19 protein-coding genes are annotated in these 17,180 nt (G+C 62.1%); 15 read left to right on the forward strand and 4 right to left on the reverse strand.

The window, feature by feature from the left end; all coding sequences use genetic code 11:
- Positions 1-78: 78 nt before the first annotated feature.
- Entirely contained in the window at positions 79-1,107 is a 1,029-nt protein-coding gene (trpS, locus tag ACR0MM_RS14915; RefSeq protein WP_170360177.1) for a tryptophan--tRNA ligase, read from the forward strand.
- Between the two features lie 58 nt (positions 1,108-1,165).
- Here the strand turns inward: trpS and ACR0MM_RS14920 are convergent, their stop codons facing one another.
- Positions 1,166-2,215 carry a Glu/Leu/Phe/Val family dehydrogenase gene (locus tag ACR0MM_RS14920; protein ID WP_480697077.1) on the reverse strand — a complete coding sequence of 350 codons (1,050 nt, stop codon included), beginning with the start codon at positions 2,213-2,215 and terminating at the stop codon, positions 1,166-1,168.
- A gap of 129 nt (positions 2,216-2,344) precedes the next feature.
- Between ACR0MM_RS14920 and ACR0MM_RS14925 the strand changes: the two genes are divergently transcribed.
- The 14 genes from ACR0MM_RS14925 to ACR0MM_RS14990 all read left to right on the forward strand — a co-directional run bounded on the left by ACR0MM_RS14925 (position 2,345) and on the right by ACR0MM_RS14990 (position 14,160).
- Positions 2,345-2,806, forward strand: a complete 462-nt coding sequence (locus tag ACR0MM_RS14925; protein WP_170360173.1) for an Lrp/AsnC family transcriptional regulator — start codon at positions 2,345-2,347, stop codon at positions 2,804-2,806.
- Between the two features lie 58 nt (positions 2,807-2,864).
- The gene (locus ACR0MM_RS14930) at positions 2,865-3,728 is read left to right on the forward strand and encodes a branched-chain amino acid aminotransferase (RefSeq protein WP_170360171.1); all 864 of its coding nucleotides are present in this window, start codon (positions 2,865-2,867) and stop codon (positions 3,726-3,728) included.
- Positions 3,729-3,803: 75 nt separating this feature from the next.
- Positions 3,804-4,259, forward strand: coding sequence for a universal stress protein (locus ACR0MM_RS14935; RefSeq protein ID WP_170342153.1), 456 nt, complete (start codon positions 3,804-3,806; stop codon positions 4,257-4,259).
- The gene (locus ACR0MM_RS14940) at positions 4,259-4,852 is read left to right on the forward strand and encodes a DsbA family protein (protein ID WP_480697079.1); all 594 of its coding nucleotides are present in this window, start codon (positions 4,259-4,261) and stop codon (positions 4,850-4,852) included. The genes ACR0MM_RS14935 and ACR0MM_RS14940 overlap by 1 nt, the downstream gene beginning before the upstream one ends.
- A gap of 68 nt (positions 4,853-4,920) precedes the next feature.
- A complete protein-coding gene (locus ACR0MM_RS14945) occupies positions 4,921-5,484 on the forward strand; it encodes a NifU family protein (protein WP_093963451.1) in 564 nt (187 codons plus the stop codon).
- Entirely contained in the window at positions 5,474-6,064 is a 591-nt protein-coding gene (gene tsaB, locus ACR0MM_RS14950) for a tRNA (adenosine(37)-N6)-threonylcarbamoyltransferase complex dimerization subunit type 1 TsaB (protein ID WP_480697081.1), read from the forward strand. Before ACR0MM_RS14945 ends, tsaB begins: the two co-directional genes overlap by 11 nt.
- Positions 6,061-6,474, forward strand: coding sequence for a GNAT family N-acetyltransferase (locus ACR0MM_RS14955; RefSeq protein ID WP_480697083.1), 414 nt, complete (start codon positions 6,061-6,063; stop codon positions 6,472-6,474). The genes tsaB and ACR0MM_RS14955 overlap by 4 nt, the downstream gene beginning before the upstream one ends.
- 159 nt (positions 6,475-6,633) lie before the next feature.
- Positions 6,634-7,632, forward strand: a complete 999-nt coding sequence (locus ACR0MM_RS14960) for a BMP family lipoprotein (protein ID WP_480697084.1) — start codon at positions 6,634-6,636, stop codon at positions 7,630-7,632.
- A 112-nt stretch (positions 7,633-7,744) separates the two neighbouring features.
- Complete coding sequence (locus ACR0MM_RS14965; RefSeq protein ID WP_093963455.1) at positions 7,745-9,274, forward strand: ABC transporter ATP-binding protein; 1,530 nt, start codon at positions 7,745-7,747, stop codon at positions 9,272-9,274.
- Position 9,275: 1 nt separating this feature from the next.
- Positions 9,276-10,370: an ABC transporter permease gene (locus ACR0MM_RS14970; RefSeq protein WP_170367644.1), complete on the forward strand. Its 1,095-nt coding sequence runs from the start codon at positions 9,276-9,278 to the stop codon at positions 10,368-10,370.
- Positions 10,370-11,338: an ABC transporter permease gene (locus tag ACR0MM_RS14975; protein WP_170365360.1), complete on the forward strand. Its 969-nt coding sequence runs from the start codon at positions 10,370-10,372 to the stop codon at positions 11,336-11,338. The genes ACR0MM_RS14970 and ACR0MM_RS14975 overlap by 1 nt, the downstream gene beginning before the upstream one ends.
- A gap of 90 nt (positions 11,339-11,428) precedes the next feature.
- Entirely contained in the window at positions 11,429-12,352 is a 924-nt protein-coding gene (locus ACR0MM_RS14980) for a sulfite exporter TauE/SafE family protein (protein WP_170343308.1), read from the forward strand.
- Positions 12,353-12,473: 121 nt separating this feature from the next.
- The gene (locus ACR0MM_RS14985; RefSeq protein WP_170343309.1) at positions 12,474-13,394 is read left to right on the forward strand and encodes a sulfite exporter TauE/SafE family protein; all 921 of its coding nucleotides are present in this window, start codon (positions 12,474-12,476) and stop codon (positions 13,392-13,394) included.
- A 1-nt stretch (position 13,395) separates the two neighbouring features.
- Positions 13,396-14,160 (forward strand): TIGR02186 family protein, encoded by a 765-nt coding sequence (locus tag ACR0MM_RS14990; protein WP_170360158.1) that lies wholly within the window; start codon positions 13,396-13,398, stop codon positions 14,158-14,160.
- Between the two features lie 3 nt (positions 14,161-14,163).
- Here the strand turns inward: ACR0MM_RS14990 and ACR0MM_RS14995 are convergent, their stop codons facing one another.
- The 3 genes from ACR0MM_RS14995 to ACR0MM_RS15005 are packed head-to-tail and all read right to left on the reverse strand — an operon-like array spanning position 14,164 to position 17,111.
- Complete coding sequence (locus ACR0MM_RS14995; protein ID WP_170365362.1) at positions 14,164-14,892, reverse strand: SDR family oxidoreductase; 729 nt, start codon at positions 14,890-14,892, stop codon at positions 14,164-14,166.
- Positions 14,889-16,421, reverse strand: a complete 1,533-nt coding sequence (locus ACR0MM_RS15000; protein WP_480697087.1) for an ATP-dependent DNA helicase — start codon at positions 16,419-16,421, stop codon at positions 14,889-14,891. Before ACR0MM_RS15000 ends, ACR0MM_RS14995 begins: the two co-directional genes overlap by 4 nt.
- Before the next feature lie 51 nt (positions 16,422-16,472).
- Positions 16,473-17,111, reverse strand: coding sequence for an acyl-homoserine-lactone synthase (locus tag ACR0MM_RS15005; RefSeq protein WP_480697089.1), 639 nt, complete (start codon positions 17,109-17,111; stop codon positions 16,473-16,475).
- Between the last annotated feature and the right edge of the window lie 69 nt (positions 17,112-17,180).

Consider the following 17,180-nt stretch of genomic DNA (forward strand, 5'->3'; position numbering starts at 1 on the left):
CCTTTCGCGGCTGTTGACGTCCCTTTGCCTCATGGGTAAGCGACGGAGGCTTATTTTTCCAGACGGGAGTTCCCTTCCATGACCGAGACCAAGTTCACGCCGCGCGTGTTTTCCGGCATTCAGCCCTCGGGAAACCTGCATCTTGGCAACTACCTTGGTGCGCTCAAGCGTTTTGTGGATATGCAGGGGCCGGAGATGGAGACCGTGTACTGCATGGTCGATCTTCACGCGATCACCGTCTGGCAGGATCCAAAGGAACTGGCGCATTCCACGCGCGAGCTGTGCGCGGGCTTCATCGCCGCCGGCATCGACCCGGAACAGTCGATCCTGTTCAACCAGTCGCAGGTGCCCGAGCACGCGCAACTGGCCTGGATCTTCAACTGTGTCGCGCGCATGGGCTGGATGCAGCGCATGACCCAGTGGAAGGACAAGGCCGGCAAGAACCAGCAGAACGCCTCGCTGGGCCTGTTCGCCTATCCCTCGCTGATGGCGGCCGACATTCTGGTCTATCACGCGACCCATGTGCCGGTGGGCGACGATCAGAAACAGCATCTCGAGCTGACCCGCGACATCGCCATCAAGTTCAACCACGACTATGGCGTCGATTTCTTCCCGATCACCGAGCCGGTGATCGAGGGCGCGGCGACGCGCGTGATGAGCCTGCGCGACGGGGCCAAGAAGATGTCCAAGTCGGACCCGTCCGACATGAGCCGGATCAACATGACCGACGATGCCGACACCATCGCCAAGAAGATCCGCAAGGCCAAGACCGACCCCGATGCCCTACCCTCGGAGGTGGACGGGCTGGAAGGCCGCCCCGAGGCGCGCAACCTGGTCAACATCTATGCCGCGCTCAGCGATCAGACGGTCGAGCAGGTTCTGGCCGAGGTCGGCGGCAAGCAGTTCGGTGAATTCAAGCCGATGCTGGCCGATCTGGCGGTCGCAAAGCTGTCGCCGATCTCGACCGAGATGGCGCGGCTGATGGGCGATCAGGCCGAGATCGACAGGATTCTGGACCGTGGCGCAGAACGGGCGCGGGAAATCGCGGCTCCGATCCTCAGCCGCACCTACGAGATCGTGGGGATGGTGGGCGCCGGCCGCGCCTGAGACCCAGACAGAAACTTCAGCGCCGCCCCTGATCCGGGGCGGCGTTTTTCGTTGCAGGTCAGGCGGCCTGCGGGTGCAGTTTTTCCTCGACGATGGATTCGGCCACCGCATGAGGGCTGACGCCATCGACCTTGGCGCGGGTCAGGATGCGGTCCATCGTCCGCTCCAGCGCCTCGAGCCGCTGACCGACCCAGGCTTCGCGATCCTTGATCTTCAGGATCTCGGTCGCGACGTTCACGATCCCGCCGCCATTGGCCACGAAATCCGGAGCATAGAGGATGCCGCGGTCATGCAGGCGCTGCGCGTCTGCATCGGTCGCCAATTGGTTGTTGGCCCCTCCGGCCACCGCGCCGACCTTCAGCAGCGGAATGTTGGTTTCGTTCATAATGCCGCCGATGGCGCAGGGCGCGAAAATATCCGCCTGGGCCGCATAGATCGCATCGGGCGCGACGGCCTGCGCCGCGAACCGGTCCGCCAGCCGGGCGGTCTGATCCGCATCGATGTCGGTGATCACCAGTTTCGCTCCGACGTCGTGCAACAGTGCGCACAGATGTTCGCCCACATGGCCCAGCCCCTGCACCGAGACGGTCTTGCCGCCCAGGTCGTCGGACCCGAACCGATGCCGCGCGGTGACGCGGATGGCGTTGAAGATCCCGCGGGCAGTGACGGGTGACGGGTCGCCGCTGGCGAAGGGGCCATCGGGCAGACCGGCGACATACTCGGTTTCGGTGCCGATCTGGGCCATGTCGGCCGGGGTCATCCCCATGTCCTCGGCCGTCCAGTATTGGCCGCCGAGGCTCTGAACCACGCGCCCGAAGGCCTGCAGCAGCCGGGGCGTCTTGTCCGCACTCGGGTCGCCGATGATCACGGCCTTGCCCCCGCCCAGCGGCAGATCGGCCGCGGCGTTCTTGTAGGTCATGCCCCGCGACAGGCGCAGCGCATCGTCCAGCGCCTCGGACGGGTGGCCATAGGTGCGCATCCGCACGCCGCCCGCTGCAGGCCCCAACTGCGTGGAGTGGATTGCCACAAAGCCCGAAAGCCCGCTGGCGGCGTCTTTGAATTCGACCACACGCTCGTGATCTGGCGCGTCAATCGTGGTTATTTCCATTTTGCTCCTCCGGAAAGACAGATGGATTCTGCCACATCCGACCGAGCGATTTTCGCCAATACATGCTGGTCAACTTATCTCTCTTGGGGATAATAGTAATCTGATCCGATCATATTAGGGATTCTCTCCATGGACCAGATCGACCGCAAGATCGTGCGCGCGCTGCAGCAGGACGGGCGCATGACCGTTCTGGACCTGGCCGAAAAGGTGGGCCTGTCGCCCACACCCTGCGCGCGGCGGCTGGACCGCCTGCGCCGCGACGGGGTGATCACCGGATATTCGGCCCAGGTCGACCCTGAGAAGCTGGGCTTTGGCGTCACGATTTTCGTGTCGGTCGAACTGGAGAAACAGGACCGCCACGCCATCGACGCCTTCGAACGCGCCATCCTGCGCTGCGATGAGGTTATGGAGTGTTACCTCATGACAGGCTCGCGCGACATCCTGCTGCGCGTCGTGGCGCGTGACCTGACCGCCTTTGATGCGTTTCTGGAAAACCGGCTGATGCAGATTCCGGGCATCCGCAACCTGCGCTCCAACTTCGCCCTGCGCGCGATGGTCAAGCGCGACGTGTTGCCATCGTCGGCTGGATAATCTGCTGGACCTCGGGCGCGCGCGCTCCTACGGTTCGGCGGAATTGACGGAGGGCACAATGGCAGTCGGCAAGAATATCCGCACTTATTTCGATGGCAAATGGCACGATGGCGATGCCCCGATCATGCGGGCTGCGGACCACGGGGCCTGGTTGGGTTCGTCGGTGTTTGACGGGGCCCGCCGATTTGATGGCATGACCCCTGATCTGGCCGCGCATTGCGACCGGGTGAACCGCTCGGCCGAGGCGCTGATGCTCACTCCGACCGTGACCACCGAACAAATGGTCGAACTGATCCGCGAAGGTCTGGAAGCATACCCGACCGAGGCCGCCGTCTACATTCGCCCGATGTACTGGGGGATCGACGGCGACGCGACCGCGATCGTACCGCAGGGTGACAGCACAGGTTTCGCCATCTGCCTCGAAGAGATCCCAATGGCACCCGAGGCGGCCTCGGTCACTCTGACGACCACCCGCTTCCGCCGCCCGGTTCTGGAAAGCGCGGTCGTCAACGCCAAGGCCGGGTGCCTGTATCCAAATAACGCCCGAATGCTGGCGGAAGCGCGATCCAAGGGGTTTTCAAACGCATTGGTGACCGACGCCATGGGCAACGTGGCAGAAACCGCAACGGCCAACATCTTCATGGCCAAGGATGGAGAGGTGTTTACTCCGGCACCGAACGGAACCTTCCTTGCAGGCATCACGCGCGCGCGGCACATCGACAACCTGCGTCGCGACGGGGTGACGGTTCACGAAACTGTTCTGACCTTCGACGATTTCCACGACGCGGACGAAGTGTTCATGTCCGGCAACATGAACAAGGTCACGCCCGTGACCGCACTGGACGACACGCAATATCAGATTGGCCCTATCACGCGCCGCACGCGCGCGCTCTACTGGGACTGGGCGGCCAGCAACCAATAAGCAACGGTCCGTCGCGGCCCGAGTTGCCAGACACCGAATGCTCGGGCATGATCCCGAAAACCGAAGAGGACATTCATGCGCAAGTTCCTTGTAGTTCTTGACGATAGCCGCGAGTGCCTGAACGCCATGCGTTTCGCCGCGATGCGTGCTGCGCATACGGGCGGGGGGGTGACCATCCTCTCGGTCATTCCTCCGGACGAGTTCAACCACTGGATCGGCGTGGCCGAAGTGATGCGGGAAGAAGCCCGCGAACGTATCCATGCGCATTTCGAGGTGTTTGCCAAATGGATGCGCGACAAGCAGGGGATCGAGCCTGAACTGGCGATCCGCGAGGGTGAACCAGTTCCGCAGATCATCGAGCATGTCCGCTCGGATCCCGAAATCGGCGTCCTTGTTCTGGGTGCAGGTACTGACAAGAAGGGCCCCGGTCCACTGGTCACTCAGTTGACGCGGAATTCCGGCAGCTTGCCGATTCCGATTACCATCGTTCCGGGCGACCTGAGCAAGGAGAAGCTCGAAGAGATCACCTGATGCCCGCCACCCTGCACTTCTGGTTCGATTTCGCCTCGACCTATTCCTACCTCAGCGCCATGCGGGTCGAACGGGACGCGGCAGCCTGCGGCGTGCAGGTGGACTGGCAGCCATTCCTTCTGGGTCCCATTTTTGCCGAGCAGGGGTGGAAAACCTCACCGTTCAACATCTATCCGGCCAAGGGGCGGTACATGTGGCACGACATGGAACGGCTTTGCCGGCAGCATGGCCTGCCCCTGACCCGACCTGCCGAGTTTCCGCAAAACAGCCTGAAGGCCGCACGCCTTGCGCTCGCCATCCCTCAACGTGAAGCGCGCGCTGCATTCTCCTGCGCCGTTTTTGCCGCGCAGTTTGGCCAAGGCCTGAACATTTCGGTAGAGCCAGTCCTGCGCAGCGCCCTGTCCGCCGCCGGCCTCCCCGAGGACATGATCGACCGAACCGCAGACTCTGACATCAAGAGTGCTCTGTTTGACCAGGTTGCCCGCGCCAAATCGCTGGGGATCTTCGGCGCCCCCAGTTTTGTCGTGGATGAGGAGCTTTACTGGGGCGATGACCGACTGGACATGGCCATCCGACAGGCTGCAGCGATTTAGAACCGTTCCAAATCTTGACTTCCCGGCCGCTGACGCGCATATCAGAGCCAACTGATACGGAGCGCGCCATGTTCATCCAGACCGAATCCACACCCAACCCGGCCACGCTGAAATTCCTGCCCGGTCAGACCGTGCTCGAGGCCGGTACAGCGGATTTCCCGACCGCCGAAGCCGCGCAGAACTCGCCGCTGGCGCAGCGCATCTTTGCGGTCAGCGGTGTGACCGGAGTTTTCTTCGGCAATGATTTCGTAACCGTCACCAAAGACGACGGCGTGCAGTGGGACCACATCAAACCTGCCATCCTGGGCGCCGTGATGGAGCACTACCAGTCCGGCCAGCCGGTGATGGGGGCCGGGGTGGAAACCGCGTCCGGCCATGCTGAACATTCGGGTGAGGACTCGGAAATCGTCAACCAGATCAAGGAATTGCTGGACAGCCGCGTGCGCCCCGCCGTGGCGCAGGACGGCGGCGACATCACCTTCCACGGCTTTGACCGCGGCGTCGTCTACCTGCATATGCAAGGGGCCTGCGCAGGCTGCCCGTCCTCGACGCTGACCCTGAAGATGGGAATCGAGAACCTGCTCCGCCATTACATCCCCGAGGTGACCGAGGTTCGCCCTGTTGCCGTCTGATCAGACAATTCTGGCATTTGACACATCGGCCGCGCATTGCGCGGCCGCTTTGCTGCGCGGGCCAGACATCGTCGTGAGCCGCGCCGAAATCATGACCCGCGGCCAGGCGGAACGCCTGATGCCTTTGCTTCAGGACATCCTGGCAGAAGGCGGGGTTTCTTGGGCGGATATCGACGCGATCGGTGTCGGGACGGGTCCGGGCAATTTCACTGGAATTCGCATCTCGGTCTCCGCAGCCCGAGGGCTGGCGCTTGGATTGAACAAGCCGGCAATCGGCGTTTCGGGCCTCGAAGTCTTGGCGGCCTTGGCGCCCGAAGGGCGGATCCCAGCCATTCCAGCCCCCCGGGATCATGTTTACCTGCAAGCGCCCGACGGGACGCCGCAACTGATGACGCAGGAACAGGCAGAATCACTTGGCACCCTGTTTTTGTGCGACGATGCGGATGCAGTCGTCCGGGCCATCGCCCGGATTGCATCCGAACGTGTTGACCTTGTGTCAGGTCCCCCGGCCCCCCTGTACGTTCGTGCCGCAGACGCCGCCCCGTCGCGCGATACGCCGCCGCCTTTGCTGGACCCATGAACCCAAAGGAAATGGCCGAGACCCACGGCGCGGCTTTCACCCAGTCCCGCCCCTGGACCGCTGATGAATTCGCTGATCTGCTTGCCAACCGCTTTACCCATGTTGTTGGAAACAAATCAGCATTTGCCTTGATCCAGGTCATCGGCGACGAAGCCGAGCTGCTGACCATCGCGACGCATCCCGATCATCAGCGGCAGGGTCGGGGCCGCGTCTGCATGCAGGCTTGGCATGACAAGGCTCACGATTTGGGTGCACGCCGGGCGTTTCTTGAGGTGGCATCGGACAACGCAGCCGCCATTGCACTCTACCAAAGTTGCGGCTATGCGCGCTGCAGTCTTCGGCCGGGATATTACCGGCGCGGCAAGGCTGACAAAGTAGATGCAATCTTGATGGAGCGCGCGCTACCCTGACGAAAGCCGGGCATTTCTGAGACCAAATGGTCAAAAAGCGGTTGACCATGGCTGTTTCAGACGGCCTTAATTGCCGCTATCACAGCAGTTCTGCTCGCTCTGAGCGGGGCTGGGCAAAAGCCCCTGCCCCGAAGCCATAATAAACAACGGGAGTATATGATGACCCTGATGAAATCCTTGATGGGCGCGGCCGCCGCGTTTGCACTGACCGCAGGTGCGGCGCTGGCCGAACCGGCGATCATCTTCGATCTGGGCGGCAAGTTCGACAAATCGTTCAACGAAGCAGCCCATAACGGCGCCAAGCGCTGGGCCGACCAGACCGGCAAATCCTATCGCGAAATCGAGCTGCAGTCGGAAGCGCAGCGCGAACAAGCCCTGCGTCGTTTCGCTGAAGCCGGTGCAAACCCGATCATCACGATGGGCTTCGCGATGGCTGATCCGCTGTCCGCCGTCGCACCTGACTATCCCGACACCAAGTTCGTTGCCGTCGACGTCAGCTGGCTGGACGCGCCGAACATCCGCCAGGTCTCGTTTGCCGAGCATGAAGGTTCGTACCTGGTCGGCATGATGGCCGCGATGGCATCCAAGTCGGGTACGGTCGGATTCATCGGTGGCATGGACATTCCGCTGATCCGGCACTTTGGCTGCGGCTACGCCCAGGGCGCGAAGGCCGTGAACCCTGACATCAACGTCGTAGCCAACATGACCGGCACCACCCCGGCCGCTTGGAACGACCCGGTGAAGGGTTCGGAGCTGACCAAAGCTCAGATCAGCCAAGGCGCTGACGTGATCTACGCTGCCGCAGGCGGTACCGGCGTCGGTGTTCTGCAGACCGCGGCCGACGAAGGCATCCTGTCGATCGGCGTGGACAGCAACCAGAACCACCTGCACCCGGGCAAGGTTCTAACCTCGATGCTCAAGCGCGTGGACGTGGCCGTTTATGACGCCATGAAAGCAGGCGAAGATGTCGAAACCGGCAAGTTCACCATGGGTCTGGCACAGGACGGTGTCGGCGTTGCCATGGATGAAAACAACGCCTCGCTGGTGAGCGACGAGATGAAGGCCGCCGTCGAAAAGGCGCGCCGCGACATCATCGACGGCAATGTCACCGTCGTCAGCTACTACGAGAACGACAGCTGCCCGGCACTGCAGTTCTGATATCGCGCGGGGCGGGGGAGACCTCCCGTCCCGCATCCACTCATGCCGCTGTTTCGCCACGACAGAATGATCGCGAAATCAGCGCAGCTTCTACGGCAATCGAGGACAAGACATGACAGTCCCCGCCATCGAGCTCAAAGGGATTTCCAAAGCCTTTGGGCCAGTTCAAGCGAACAAGGACATCTCGATCAGCGTCGCCCCCGGCACGATCCACGGGATCATCGGTGAAAACGGTGCGGGCAAATCTACGCTGATGAGCATTCTGTACGGCTTCTACAAGGCCGACAAAGGTGAAATCTGGATCAACGGCAAAAAGACCGACATCCCCGACAGCCAGGCCGCGATCGCCGCGGGTATCGGCATGGTCTTTCAGCATTTCAAGCTGGTCGAGAATTTCACCGTTCTGGAAAACATCGTTCTGGGCGCCGAAGATGGCGGGCTGCTGGCCCCCTCGCTGGCCAAGGCCCGGAAAGAGCTGAAAGAGCTCGAGGAAGAATACGAGCTCTTCGTGGACCCCGACAAGCGCATCGACGAGATCGGCGTGGGCATGCAGCAGCGGGTCGAAATCCTCAAGGCGCTGTACCGCAAGGCGGAAATCCTGATTCTGGACGAGCCCACCGGGGTGCTGACCCCGGCCGAGGCCGACCAGCTGTTCCGCATCCTCGACCGGCTGCGCGCCGAAGGCAAGACCATCATCCTGATCACCCACAAGCTGCGCGAGATCATGGAGGCCACCGACACCGTGTCGGTGATGCGCCGCGGACAGATGACCGCTACGGTCAAGACCGCCGAGACCAACCCCGAGGAGCTGGCCGAGCTGATGGTCGGGCGCAAGGTTCTGCTGCGCGTCGACAAGGTGCCGGCCAAACCCGGCAAGCCCATCCTTGAAATCGAGAACCTGCGGGTGACGGATTCGGCGGGCGTCGAGCGCGTCAAAGGTATCGACCTGACCGTCCGCGCGGGCGAGATCGTGGGCATCGCGGGCGTCGCCGGCAACGGGCAGTCCGAGCTGCTCGAGGTGTTGGGCGGAATGCGCCCGGGATCAGGCGTGATCAAACTGAATGGTACGCCACTGGCGCTCAGCGGACCCGAGGCCGACGGTCAGGCGCGGCGCGCCCAAGGCATCGCGCATGTGCCCGAAGACCGGCAGCGCGAAGGTCTGATCATGGACTTCCACGCCTGGGAAAACGTGGCCTTCGGCTATCACCGCGACCCCGCTTATCAGCGCGGGATTTTCATGAACAACGCCGCCCTGCGCGCCGACACAGAACGCAAGATCGAGAAATTCGACGTGCGTCCGCCCAATGGCTGGCTGTCGGCCAAGAACTTTTCGGGTGGAAACCAGCAGAAGATCGTGGTTGCTCGCGAGATCGAGCGGAACCCCGATTTGCTGTTGGTGGGCCAGCCGACCCGCGGCGTGGACATCGGCGCGATCGAGTTCATTCACAAGCAGATCGTCGCCCTGCGCGATCAGGGCAAGGCGATCCTGCTGGTCTCGGTCGAGTTGGAAGAGATCTTCTCTCTATCCGACCGGATTGCAGTGATGTTCGACGGACATATCATGGGCGAGCGTCTGCCCCATGAAACGGATGAAAAAGAACTGGGCCTGTTGATGGCCGGTGTTGCGGGGGAGGCCGCGTAACATGGATAAGATGCCCAAATGGGCCGACGTCATTCTGATCCCGCTCATCAGTCTGATCCTGGCCGCAATCCTGTCGACACTGGTCATTCTGGCCATTGGCGAAAACCCGGTCGAGGCGGTGAACCTGATGGTCACCGGCGCGCTGGGGTCGACCTATGGCTGGGGCTACACCCTGTATTATGCCACCAACTTCATGTTCACCGGCCTTGCGGTTGCAGTGGCCTTTCACGCGCGTCTGTTCAACATCGGTGGCGAGGGTCAGGCCATGTTGGGCGGACTGGGCGTAGCCATGGTGTGCCTCTATGTGCCGTGGCCGCATTGGAGCATCGCTCTGCTGGCTGCGATGGCCGCCGGCATGCTGTTCGGCGCGGCCTGGGCGGCGATTCCGGCCTATCTGCAGGCCAAGCGCGGCAGCCATATCGTGATCACCACGATCATGTTCAACTTCATCGCCGCGGCGCTGCTGAACTACATGCTGGTCAACGTGATGCGACCGGCCGGCTCGCAAGACCCGGCCACCGCCCGCTTTGCCGAGGCGGTACATCTGCCTACCCTGCACGAGATGCTGGCCCCGATCGGGATCAACTTCTCCAAGGCGGCTCCGGCCAACATCTCGCTGATCATCGCGGTCATCGCCTGCATCGTCGTCTGGGCGCTGATCTGGCGCACTCGCCTGGGCTATGAAATTCGGGCTTATGGGCATTCGGAAACCGGTGCGGTCTATGCCGGTATCTCGCCGGTGCGCATCACCATCGTGGCGATGCTGATTTCGGGCGCTCTGGCGGGCCTGATGGCAATCAACAACGTCATGGGTGAGGCCGAGCGGCTGGTTCTGAACTCGACCGAGGGCGCGGGCTTCATCGGCATCGCGGTGGCCCTGATGGGCCGCTCGCACCCGTTCGGCGTGTTCCTGGCAGCCATCCTGTTTGGTTTCCTCTATCAGGGGGGCGCGGAACTGGCCCTGTGGACGTCGATCCCGCGCGAGCTGATCGTGGTGATCCAGGCGCTGGTAATCCTGTTCACCGGAGCGCTGGACAACATGGTCCGCATGCCGCTTGAAAAGCTGTTCCTGGCCCTGCGGAAGGAGGCGAACTGATGGAGTTGTTCCTGACGATCGTCCAGGTTCTGGACTCGACCATTCGCCTGGCCACGCCGCTGCTTCTGGCCTGTCTGGCCGGCTTGTATTCGGAACGCGCTGGCATTTTCGACATCGGCCTGGAAGGCAAGATGCTGATGGCCGCATTCTTCTCGGCCGCCGTTGCCGCCGTCACCGGGTCGGTATGGCTGGGCCTGCTGGCCGGCATCGCATCGTCCTTGGTGCTGTCTGGCCTGCACGGGCTTGCCTCGATCACGTTCCGGGGCAACCAGCTGATTTCCGGTGTCGCCATCAACTTCCTGGCTGCCGGCATGACCGTGCTGGTGGCGCAGGACTGGTTCCAGCAAGGCGGCCGCACGCCGTCGCTGTTCGGGGGCGGCCGGTTCGAACCGATCAACTTCCCCTTCGCAGAAGCTTTGAGCGGTGTGCCGATCATCGGTCCCATCTACGCCGAACTGCTCTCAGGCCACTCGATTCTTGTTTACGTGGCGTTCCTGATGGTGCCCGCCACCTGGTGGGTGCTGTTCCGCACCCGCTTTGGCCTGCGCCTGCGCGCCGTGGGTGAAAACCCGGCGGCAGTGGACACTGCGGGCGTCTCGGTGGTGGGGCTTCGCTACGCAGCCGTCGCCATCTGTGGCGTGCTGTGTGGCATCGCCGGGGCCTATTTGGCTACTGCGTTGCAGGCAGGGTTCGTCAAAGACATGACGGCCGGCCGGGGCTTCATCGCACTGGCCGCACTGATCTTTGCCAAGTGGCGGCCATGGCACGCCATGTGGGCGTGTTTACTGTTCGGGCTGCTGCAGGCTGTCGCTCTGCGGTTCCAGAATATCGACCTGGGCGGCATCATAATCCCCGTTCAGGTCATGGACGCGCTGCCCTATATCCTGACCGTGGTGATCCTGGCAGGTTTCGTCGGCAAAGCGGTCCCGCCAAGGGCCGGTGGCGAGCCTTATGTGAAAGAGCGTTGATAAGGCCAGTTCAGGACTGCTTTTCAGTCCTGTTTGCTGCAAAGCGGCATGCAGAGTTGATTTTGCATGCCGCAAGCGCTCTAAGAGGGTATGCACGTCTACCTTCCCATAGCCGAAGTATCCGTTAGCCCGTTTGTCCTGCTGGCGATTGGTGTTTCCGTGGGCGTTCTGTCCGGCATGTTCGGAGTGGGAGGCGGCTTTCTGATCACGCCACTGCTGTTTCTGATTGGCATTCCACCTGCAGTCGCCGTGGCGACATCGGCCAACCAGGTGGTGGCATCCTCGTTTTCCGGGCTGATGGCACATCTCAAGCGCAGGACCGTAGACCTGAAGATGGGATCGGTTCTGCTGGGCGGCGGCCTGCTGGGCGCGACGCTGGGAATGCTCGTCTTCAACTATCTCAAGCATTTGGGGCAGGTCGATCTGGCGGTCCAGCTGTGTTACGTCGTGTTTCTAGGCCTCATCGGCACTTTGATGTTCATTGAGAGCCTGCGTGCAATTCGCCGGTCACGGGCAGCGGGCGGCACCGCACCGACCGCACGCCGCCAACGCACCTGGGTTCATGCACTGCCGTTCAAAATGCGGTTCCGCGAGTCAAACCTGTACATCTCGGTCATTCCACCCATCCTGGTCGGCTTTGGCGTCGGAATCCTGTCGGCCATCATGGGCGTTGGCGGCGGGTTCATCATGGTTCCGGCAATGATCTATATCCTGGGAATGCCGACAAAGGTGGTGATCGGAACCTCGCTGTTTCAGATCATTTTCGTGGCCGGGTTTACGACGATGATCCACGCTTCGACCAACTTCAGCGTGGATATCGTGCTGGCCTTGTTCCTGTTGATCGGGGGGGTCGTTGGGGCCCAGTTCGGCAGCATGGTCGGCGCTCGGTTGAAGGCTGAGCAGCTGCGGGTTTTGCTGGCGGTACTGGTCATGATCGTGGCCGGAAAAGTCGGGCTGGAACTGATCGTGGCTCCGACAGAATTCTATTCGCTTTCTGAATTGGCGGGGGTTTGATCGTGACCAGTTTATCCTTCGAAACCGCCATGTACCCACCAGTCCGTTTCTTCGCCCAACGCAGCGCGCCTGCCTTTGCTCGCATTAACCAGTCCACCGCAGTACGGATCGGCTAGACCACATGCATATCTACCTGCCTATCGCCGAAGTTTCCGTAAACGCCTTTCTGCTGCTTGGCCTCGGCGGCATGGTGGGAATCCTGTCCGGCATGTTCGGTGTCGGTGGCGGCTTTTTGATGACCCCGCTGCTGTTCTTTATCGGCATCCCACCAGCCGTTGCCGTGGCAACCGAGGCGAACCAGATCGTTGCCTCGTCATTCTCGGGGGTGCTGGCGCATTTCCGAAGAAAGACGGTCGACCTGAAGATGGGCACGGTCCTTCTTGTAGGTGGTCTGATCGGCGCCGCCGTTGGCGTTGTCTTCTTCAACTATCTCAAAAGCCTGGGTCAGGTCGATCTGCTGGTCAAGCTCTGCTATGTCGTCTTTCTGGGCGTCATTGGCGGGCTGATGTTCTTTGAAAGCCTCAATGCGCTGCGCAGGTCCCGCAAGGCAGGTGGGGTCCCTGTCAAACGGCGCCAGAGGGGGTGGATCCACGCCCTGCCGTTCAAGATGCGGTTCCGGACCTCGGGGCTGTATATCTCGGTCATTCCGCCGGTGCTTGTCGGCCTGTTCGTCGGCGTGTTGTCGGCGATCATGGGCGTGGGCGGCGGATTCATCATGGTGCCCGCCATGATCTATCTGCTGGGAATGCCAACCAAAGTGGTTGTGGGGACATCCCTTTTCCAGATTATTTTCGTCACTGGCTTCACCACCATGCTGCACGCCACGACCAACTTTACGGTCGATATCGTGCTGGCTGTCCTACTGTTGGTTGGCGGGGTGATCGGGGCTCAGATCGGGACCGTGCTGGGGGCACGCATCCCGGCCGAGCAGCTGCGCGTTCTGCTGGCCGCTCTTGTCTTGGCGGTTTGCGGCAAGCTGGCCCTGGATCTGTTGTTGCAACCGGCCGAGCTCTACTCGCTTGGCACCGATGGGGGGCATTGACGTGTTGCGCTGGTTCATCGCCCTTGTGTTCCTGACCCTCCCCGTCCACGCCGCGGATGAGCAGGTCGTTCTTGGCCTCAGCCAGGATCGCGTAGCCATTACCGCCGATTTCGACGGATCCGAGATTCTGATCTTTGGCGCCGTCAAGCGCGAGGCGCCGATCCCGCCCGGCCCTCCGCTGGAGGTGATCGTGGCAGTCGCGGGCCCGTCCGAGCCGGTGATGGTGCGGCGTAAGGAAAAGAAATTCGGCATCTGGGTGAATACCGACAGCGTTCTGGTCGATTCCGCACCCAGCTTCTACGCAGTCGCTACAAGCGCACCGTTCACGGACATCATCACCGACACCGAAGATCTGCGCTATCGCATCTCGATCCGGCGCGCGATCCGGTCCGTCGGGGCAGCCATGCATATTCGGGAGGCTCAGGATTTCGCCCGGGCTGTCGTCAGGATCCGAGAGGATGAGGGCCTGTACTCGATCCGGGAGAACACGGTTGCCGTGGATGAGCAAACGCTATTCCGCACCTCCATCGAGATGCCGGCCGACCTGACCGAAGGCGACTACCTGACCCGCATCTTCCTGATGCGAAACGGCGAAGTCATTTCGCAGTTCGAGACGGTTATCGACGTTCGGAAAGTCGGGCTCGAGCGGTTTCTCTACAACATGTCGCGTCAACAGCCGGTCTGGTACGGGTTGATGTCCCTTGTCATTGCCATCGCCGCAGGCTGGGGCGCTTCGACGGCTTTCCGACTGTTGCGCGAAAACTGACCGCTACCCGCGCCCTATATACGGCATCGTCGTTGCCATCACGGTCATGAACTGGACGTTGGCTTCGGGCGGCAGGATGGCCATGTGCAGGACCGAGCGCGCGGCATCTTCGACCGCCATCGTCGGATCAGGCTCTCGCCCTTCAGCAACCGCCGTATCGACCAGGTTCTGCACCATCTGGGTTCTGGCATTTCCGATGTCGATCTGCCCACAGGCGATCCCATGGGCGCGGCCGTCAAGCGACAGGCTTCGTGTCAGCCCGGTAATCGCGTGTTTGGTGGCGGTGTAGTGCACGGAGTTCGGACGCGGCACATGCGCCGCGATCGAGCCGTTGTTGATGATGCGTCCACCTTGCGGGTTCTGCCGCCGCATCGCGCCAAAGGCGGCACGGGCACACAGAAACATCCCGTTCAGGTTCACGTTGACGCTCTGATACCAGTCGTCCAGCGCGATTTCGTCGATCGTGCCTGCGGGCGCGAAAATACCCGCGTTGTTGAACAGAACATCCAACCGTCCGGCCTGCGCCTTAAATTCATCGAACGCCGCCGACACCGCTTGGGGGTCGGTTACGTCGGCCACCAGGGGAATGGCGTTTTCGCGCGTCGCGGCCATCTGGCTCAGCTTGTCCGCACTGCGTGCCAACAGGCCGACCTTCCAGCCCTGGTCCAGAAACAGCTCGGCCGTCGCCCGCCCGATGCCCGAACTTGCCCCGGTTACAATGATCGTCTTCACGTCTCCTCCGCCTCCAGCGTCAGTTTTGCGGCCGGGACCGCACGCAGGTCGTCAACCCGCAGCGGGTGGCTTGGTTTGGACAGCCGGTTGCGCACCACCCAGATCAGCCGCTCTTGCGCCCGGGTGATGGCCACATAGGCCAGCCGTTTCCACAGGGGTTGCCCGGCCTCGGTCCGGCCCATGCGGGCGGCGGCGTAAAGGTCAGGGGCAAAGACCTGCACCGTGTCCCATTGCGAGCCCTGCGCCTTGTGGATCGTCACGGCGGCCCCATGCAGAAACGTGGCCCCCATGCGCGCGGCAAAGGGGATGAAGGGCTCTTCCTCGTCCGGTTTTTCGATCTGCACGATCGACGCGGCGCTGACCTGCGGGTCTTCGGCCCCCATGACATGCAGCCGCGAGAACCCCGGCTTGCGCCCCGGCCCCAGATAGATCACCTGCGCGCCCTTGATCAGCCCGCGCGCCTCGAGGTCGAGCCGTTTCTTGCGGTGCTTCAGCGGCAGCTCGATCCCGTCGCAGATCAACGGTTCGCCTTCCAACAGCTCGGTCTCGGGGGCGCCATGCACCTGACGGAAGGCCTGGATCAGCCGGATACGCGTCGCGTTCCGCCAGACCAGAACCGGGCTGCGGGCCATCAGGTCGACCTCGACCCGCTGGCCCCAGACCACACGGTCATCCGTGCGGGCGGTCTGCTCGACAAGACGTTCAAAATCCTCGAACCCCATGGCAGGATCGGCCAGCGCATGGGCCAGGTCCAGAATGGGGTTGTCGGCCTCTTGCCGGTGCACCCGGTGCAGGATCAGCTTGCGCGGTTCGGGCAAAGCATCGAACACCATCGACCCGGACTGATTCACCGGTGCCAACTGTGCCGGATCGCCGAACAGCAACAAGGTAGGAAAAATTTCTTTGAGATCCTCGAACTGGCGGTCGTCCAGCATCGAGGCTTCATCGACGAACCCGATATCCAGCGGCTCGTCGCGACGTTTCCATCCGGTTATGAAATCCGACCCGCGCAGGCCGGCGGCGGCCAGGGCACCCGGGATGGACTTGTTGTTGGCATAGAACGCGGCCGCGCGGTCCAACGCCTCGTCGGTCAGGCCTTCGATCTCGGGGCGGTCGTCATTGCCCGCCAGCCACTCGGCGATCCGTTCGTATTCCGGATCATAGACCGGCGTGTACAGAATGCGGTGAATGGTGGTGGCCGGAACACCGCGCAACCGCAACACGCTGGCGGCCTTGTTGGTCGGGGCCAGAATGGCAAGGCTGCGCTTGTCCTTCGATTTGCGGCTTTCATAGTCGCCCGAGACGATCTGAACTCCGGTCTCGGCCAGCGCCTTGTAGAGTTCGGCCAACAGCAGGGTCTTGCCCGACCCGGCCTTGCCGATCACCGCCATCACGCCCGATTCGCCCTGGCTGGGCAGCTTGAGCAGCGCATCGTCTTCCAGGTCGACGCCTGCGGTTTTCAGCATCTGGGCAATGCTGTCGAACGCGGCGGCCTGATCTTCGGAAAAAGTAACCTTGGGCAGAGACATGGCGCGACCCTACAGGGCCGCGCCAACCTGCGCCAGATGCGGAATTCAACGTCAGGCAGACAGTGCGAACCGATGCCGCGCGGCGGACCCAAACGCCGTCTTGAACCACAATCGCGACAGCTCGCGCGGGATGCCCGCCCGCTCGGCCACGCGGTTGCAATCGTCAGCGGAATAGGGCCAAAGACCGACCGAGATCTGGTCACGGCCCGCCCCCTCCGAGCCCAAGACCACCGGCGAGGAACCGATCAGCCGATAGATACGGATCATCCTTGCATCAAAGACCCCGGCGATGTGGGTCAGACCGAAGCCTTCCATGATCTCCCCCCCGCTCAGCATGATTGCCCCGGCCGTGTATGGATGAGCGGTGCGGGACAGGCAGAACCGCGTCACTTCCCAGATCAGCGGGCTGCGGATTGGGCTGCCGCCGGTCAGATGCCCGAACACCTCATTTACCATGACAGGGCCAGTCGTGGGCAATACCCGCAGCGAGCCGCCGTGACTGCCGTCCGGCTCTTCCCAGATGACATACAGAGGGTTCAGATCATCATACTGATCCCGTTCCTCTCCTTTGGAATTGACATGAACATCCCATCCCAGGCGGGTTTTGAATTGATCGGCGCGGTCGCGAAACATCCCCTCGGCCAATTTTGGAAATTTATGAAGCTCGTCAGCGTAAACATAACGCAGCATGACTTTTCCCCTTGTCGTCCAGTGCTGGAACGAAGGGGGTACAAAGTCGTGGTTAATTTACCGTGTGGC

The sequence above is a fragment of the Ruegeria sp. BC6 genome (assembly GCF_056539185.1).

Bases quoted from the DNA above. Each gene is read 5' to 3' on its own strand.
- trpS (WP_170360177.1), top strand. From the start codon at position 79: ATGACCGAGACCAAGTTCACGCCGCGCGTGTTTTCCGGCATTCAGCCC.
- ACR0MM_RS14920 (WP_480697077.1), bottom strand. From the start codon at position 2,215: ATGGAAATAACCACGATTGACGCGCCAGATCACGAGCGTGTGGTCGAA.
- ACR0MM_RS14925 (WP_170360173.1), top strand. From the start codon at position 2,345: ATGGACCAGATCGACCGCAAGATCGTGCGCGCGCTGCAGCAGGACGGG.
- ACR0MM_RS14930 (WP_170360171.1), top strand. From the start codon at position 2,865: ATGGCAGTCGGCAAGAATATCCGCACTTATTTCGATGGCAAATGGCAC.
- ACR0MM_RS14935 (WP_170342153.1), top strand. From the start codon at position 3,804: ATGCGCAAGTTCCTTGTAGTTCTTGACGATAGCCGCGAGTGCCTGAAC.
- ACR0MM_RS14940 (WP_480697079.1), top strand. From the start codon at position 4,259: ATGCCCGCCACCCTGCACTTCTGGTTCGATTTCGCCTCGACCTATTCC.
- ACR0MM_RS14945 (WP_093963451.1), top strand. From the start codon at position 4,921: ATGTTCATCCAGACCGAATCCACACCCAACCCGGCCACGCTGAAATTC.
- ACR0MM_RS14955 (WP_480697083.1), top strand. From the start codon at position 6,061: ATGAACCCAAAGGAAATGGCCGAGACCCACGGCGCGGCTTTCACCCAG.
- ACR0MM_RS14960 (WP_480697084.1), top strand. From the start codon at position 6,634: ATGACCCTGATGAAATCCTTGATGGGCGCGGCCGCCGCGTTTGCACTG.
- ACR0MM_RS14965 (WP_093963455.1), top strand. From the start codon at position 7,745: ATGACAGTCCCCGCCATCGAGCTCAAAGGGATTTCCAAAGCCTTTGGG.
- ACR0MM_RS14970 (WP_170367644.1), top strand. From the start codon at position 9,276: ATGGATAAGATGCCCAAATGGGCCGACGTCATTCTGATCCCGCTCATC.
- ACR0MM_RS14975 (WP_170365360.1), top strand. From the start codon at position 10,370: ATGGAGTTGTTCCTGACGATCGTCCAGGTTCTGGACTCGACCATTCGC.
- ACR0MM_RS14980 (WP_170343308.1), top strand. From the start codon at position 11,429: ATGCACGTCTACCTTCCCATAGCCGAAGTATCCGTTAGCCCGTTTGTC.
- ACR0MM_RS14985 (WP_170343309.1), top strand. From the start codon at position 12,474: ATGCATATCTACCTGCCTATCGCCGAAGTTTCCGTAAACGCCTTTCTG.
- ACR0MM_RS15000 (WP_480697087.1), bottom strand. From the start codon at position 16,421: ATGTCTCTGCCCAAGGTTACTTTTTCCGAAGATCAGGCCGCCGCGTTC.
- ACR0MM_RS15005 (WP_480697089.1), bottom strand. From the start codon at position 17,111: ATGCTGCGTTATGTTTACGCTGACGAGCTTCATAAATTTCCAAAATTG.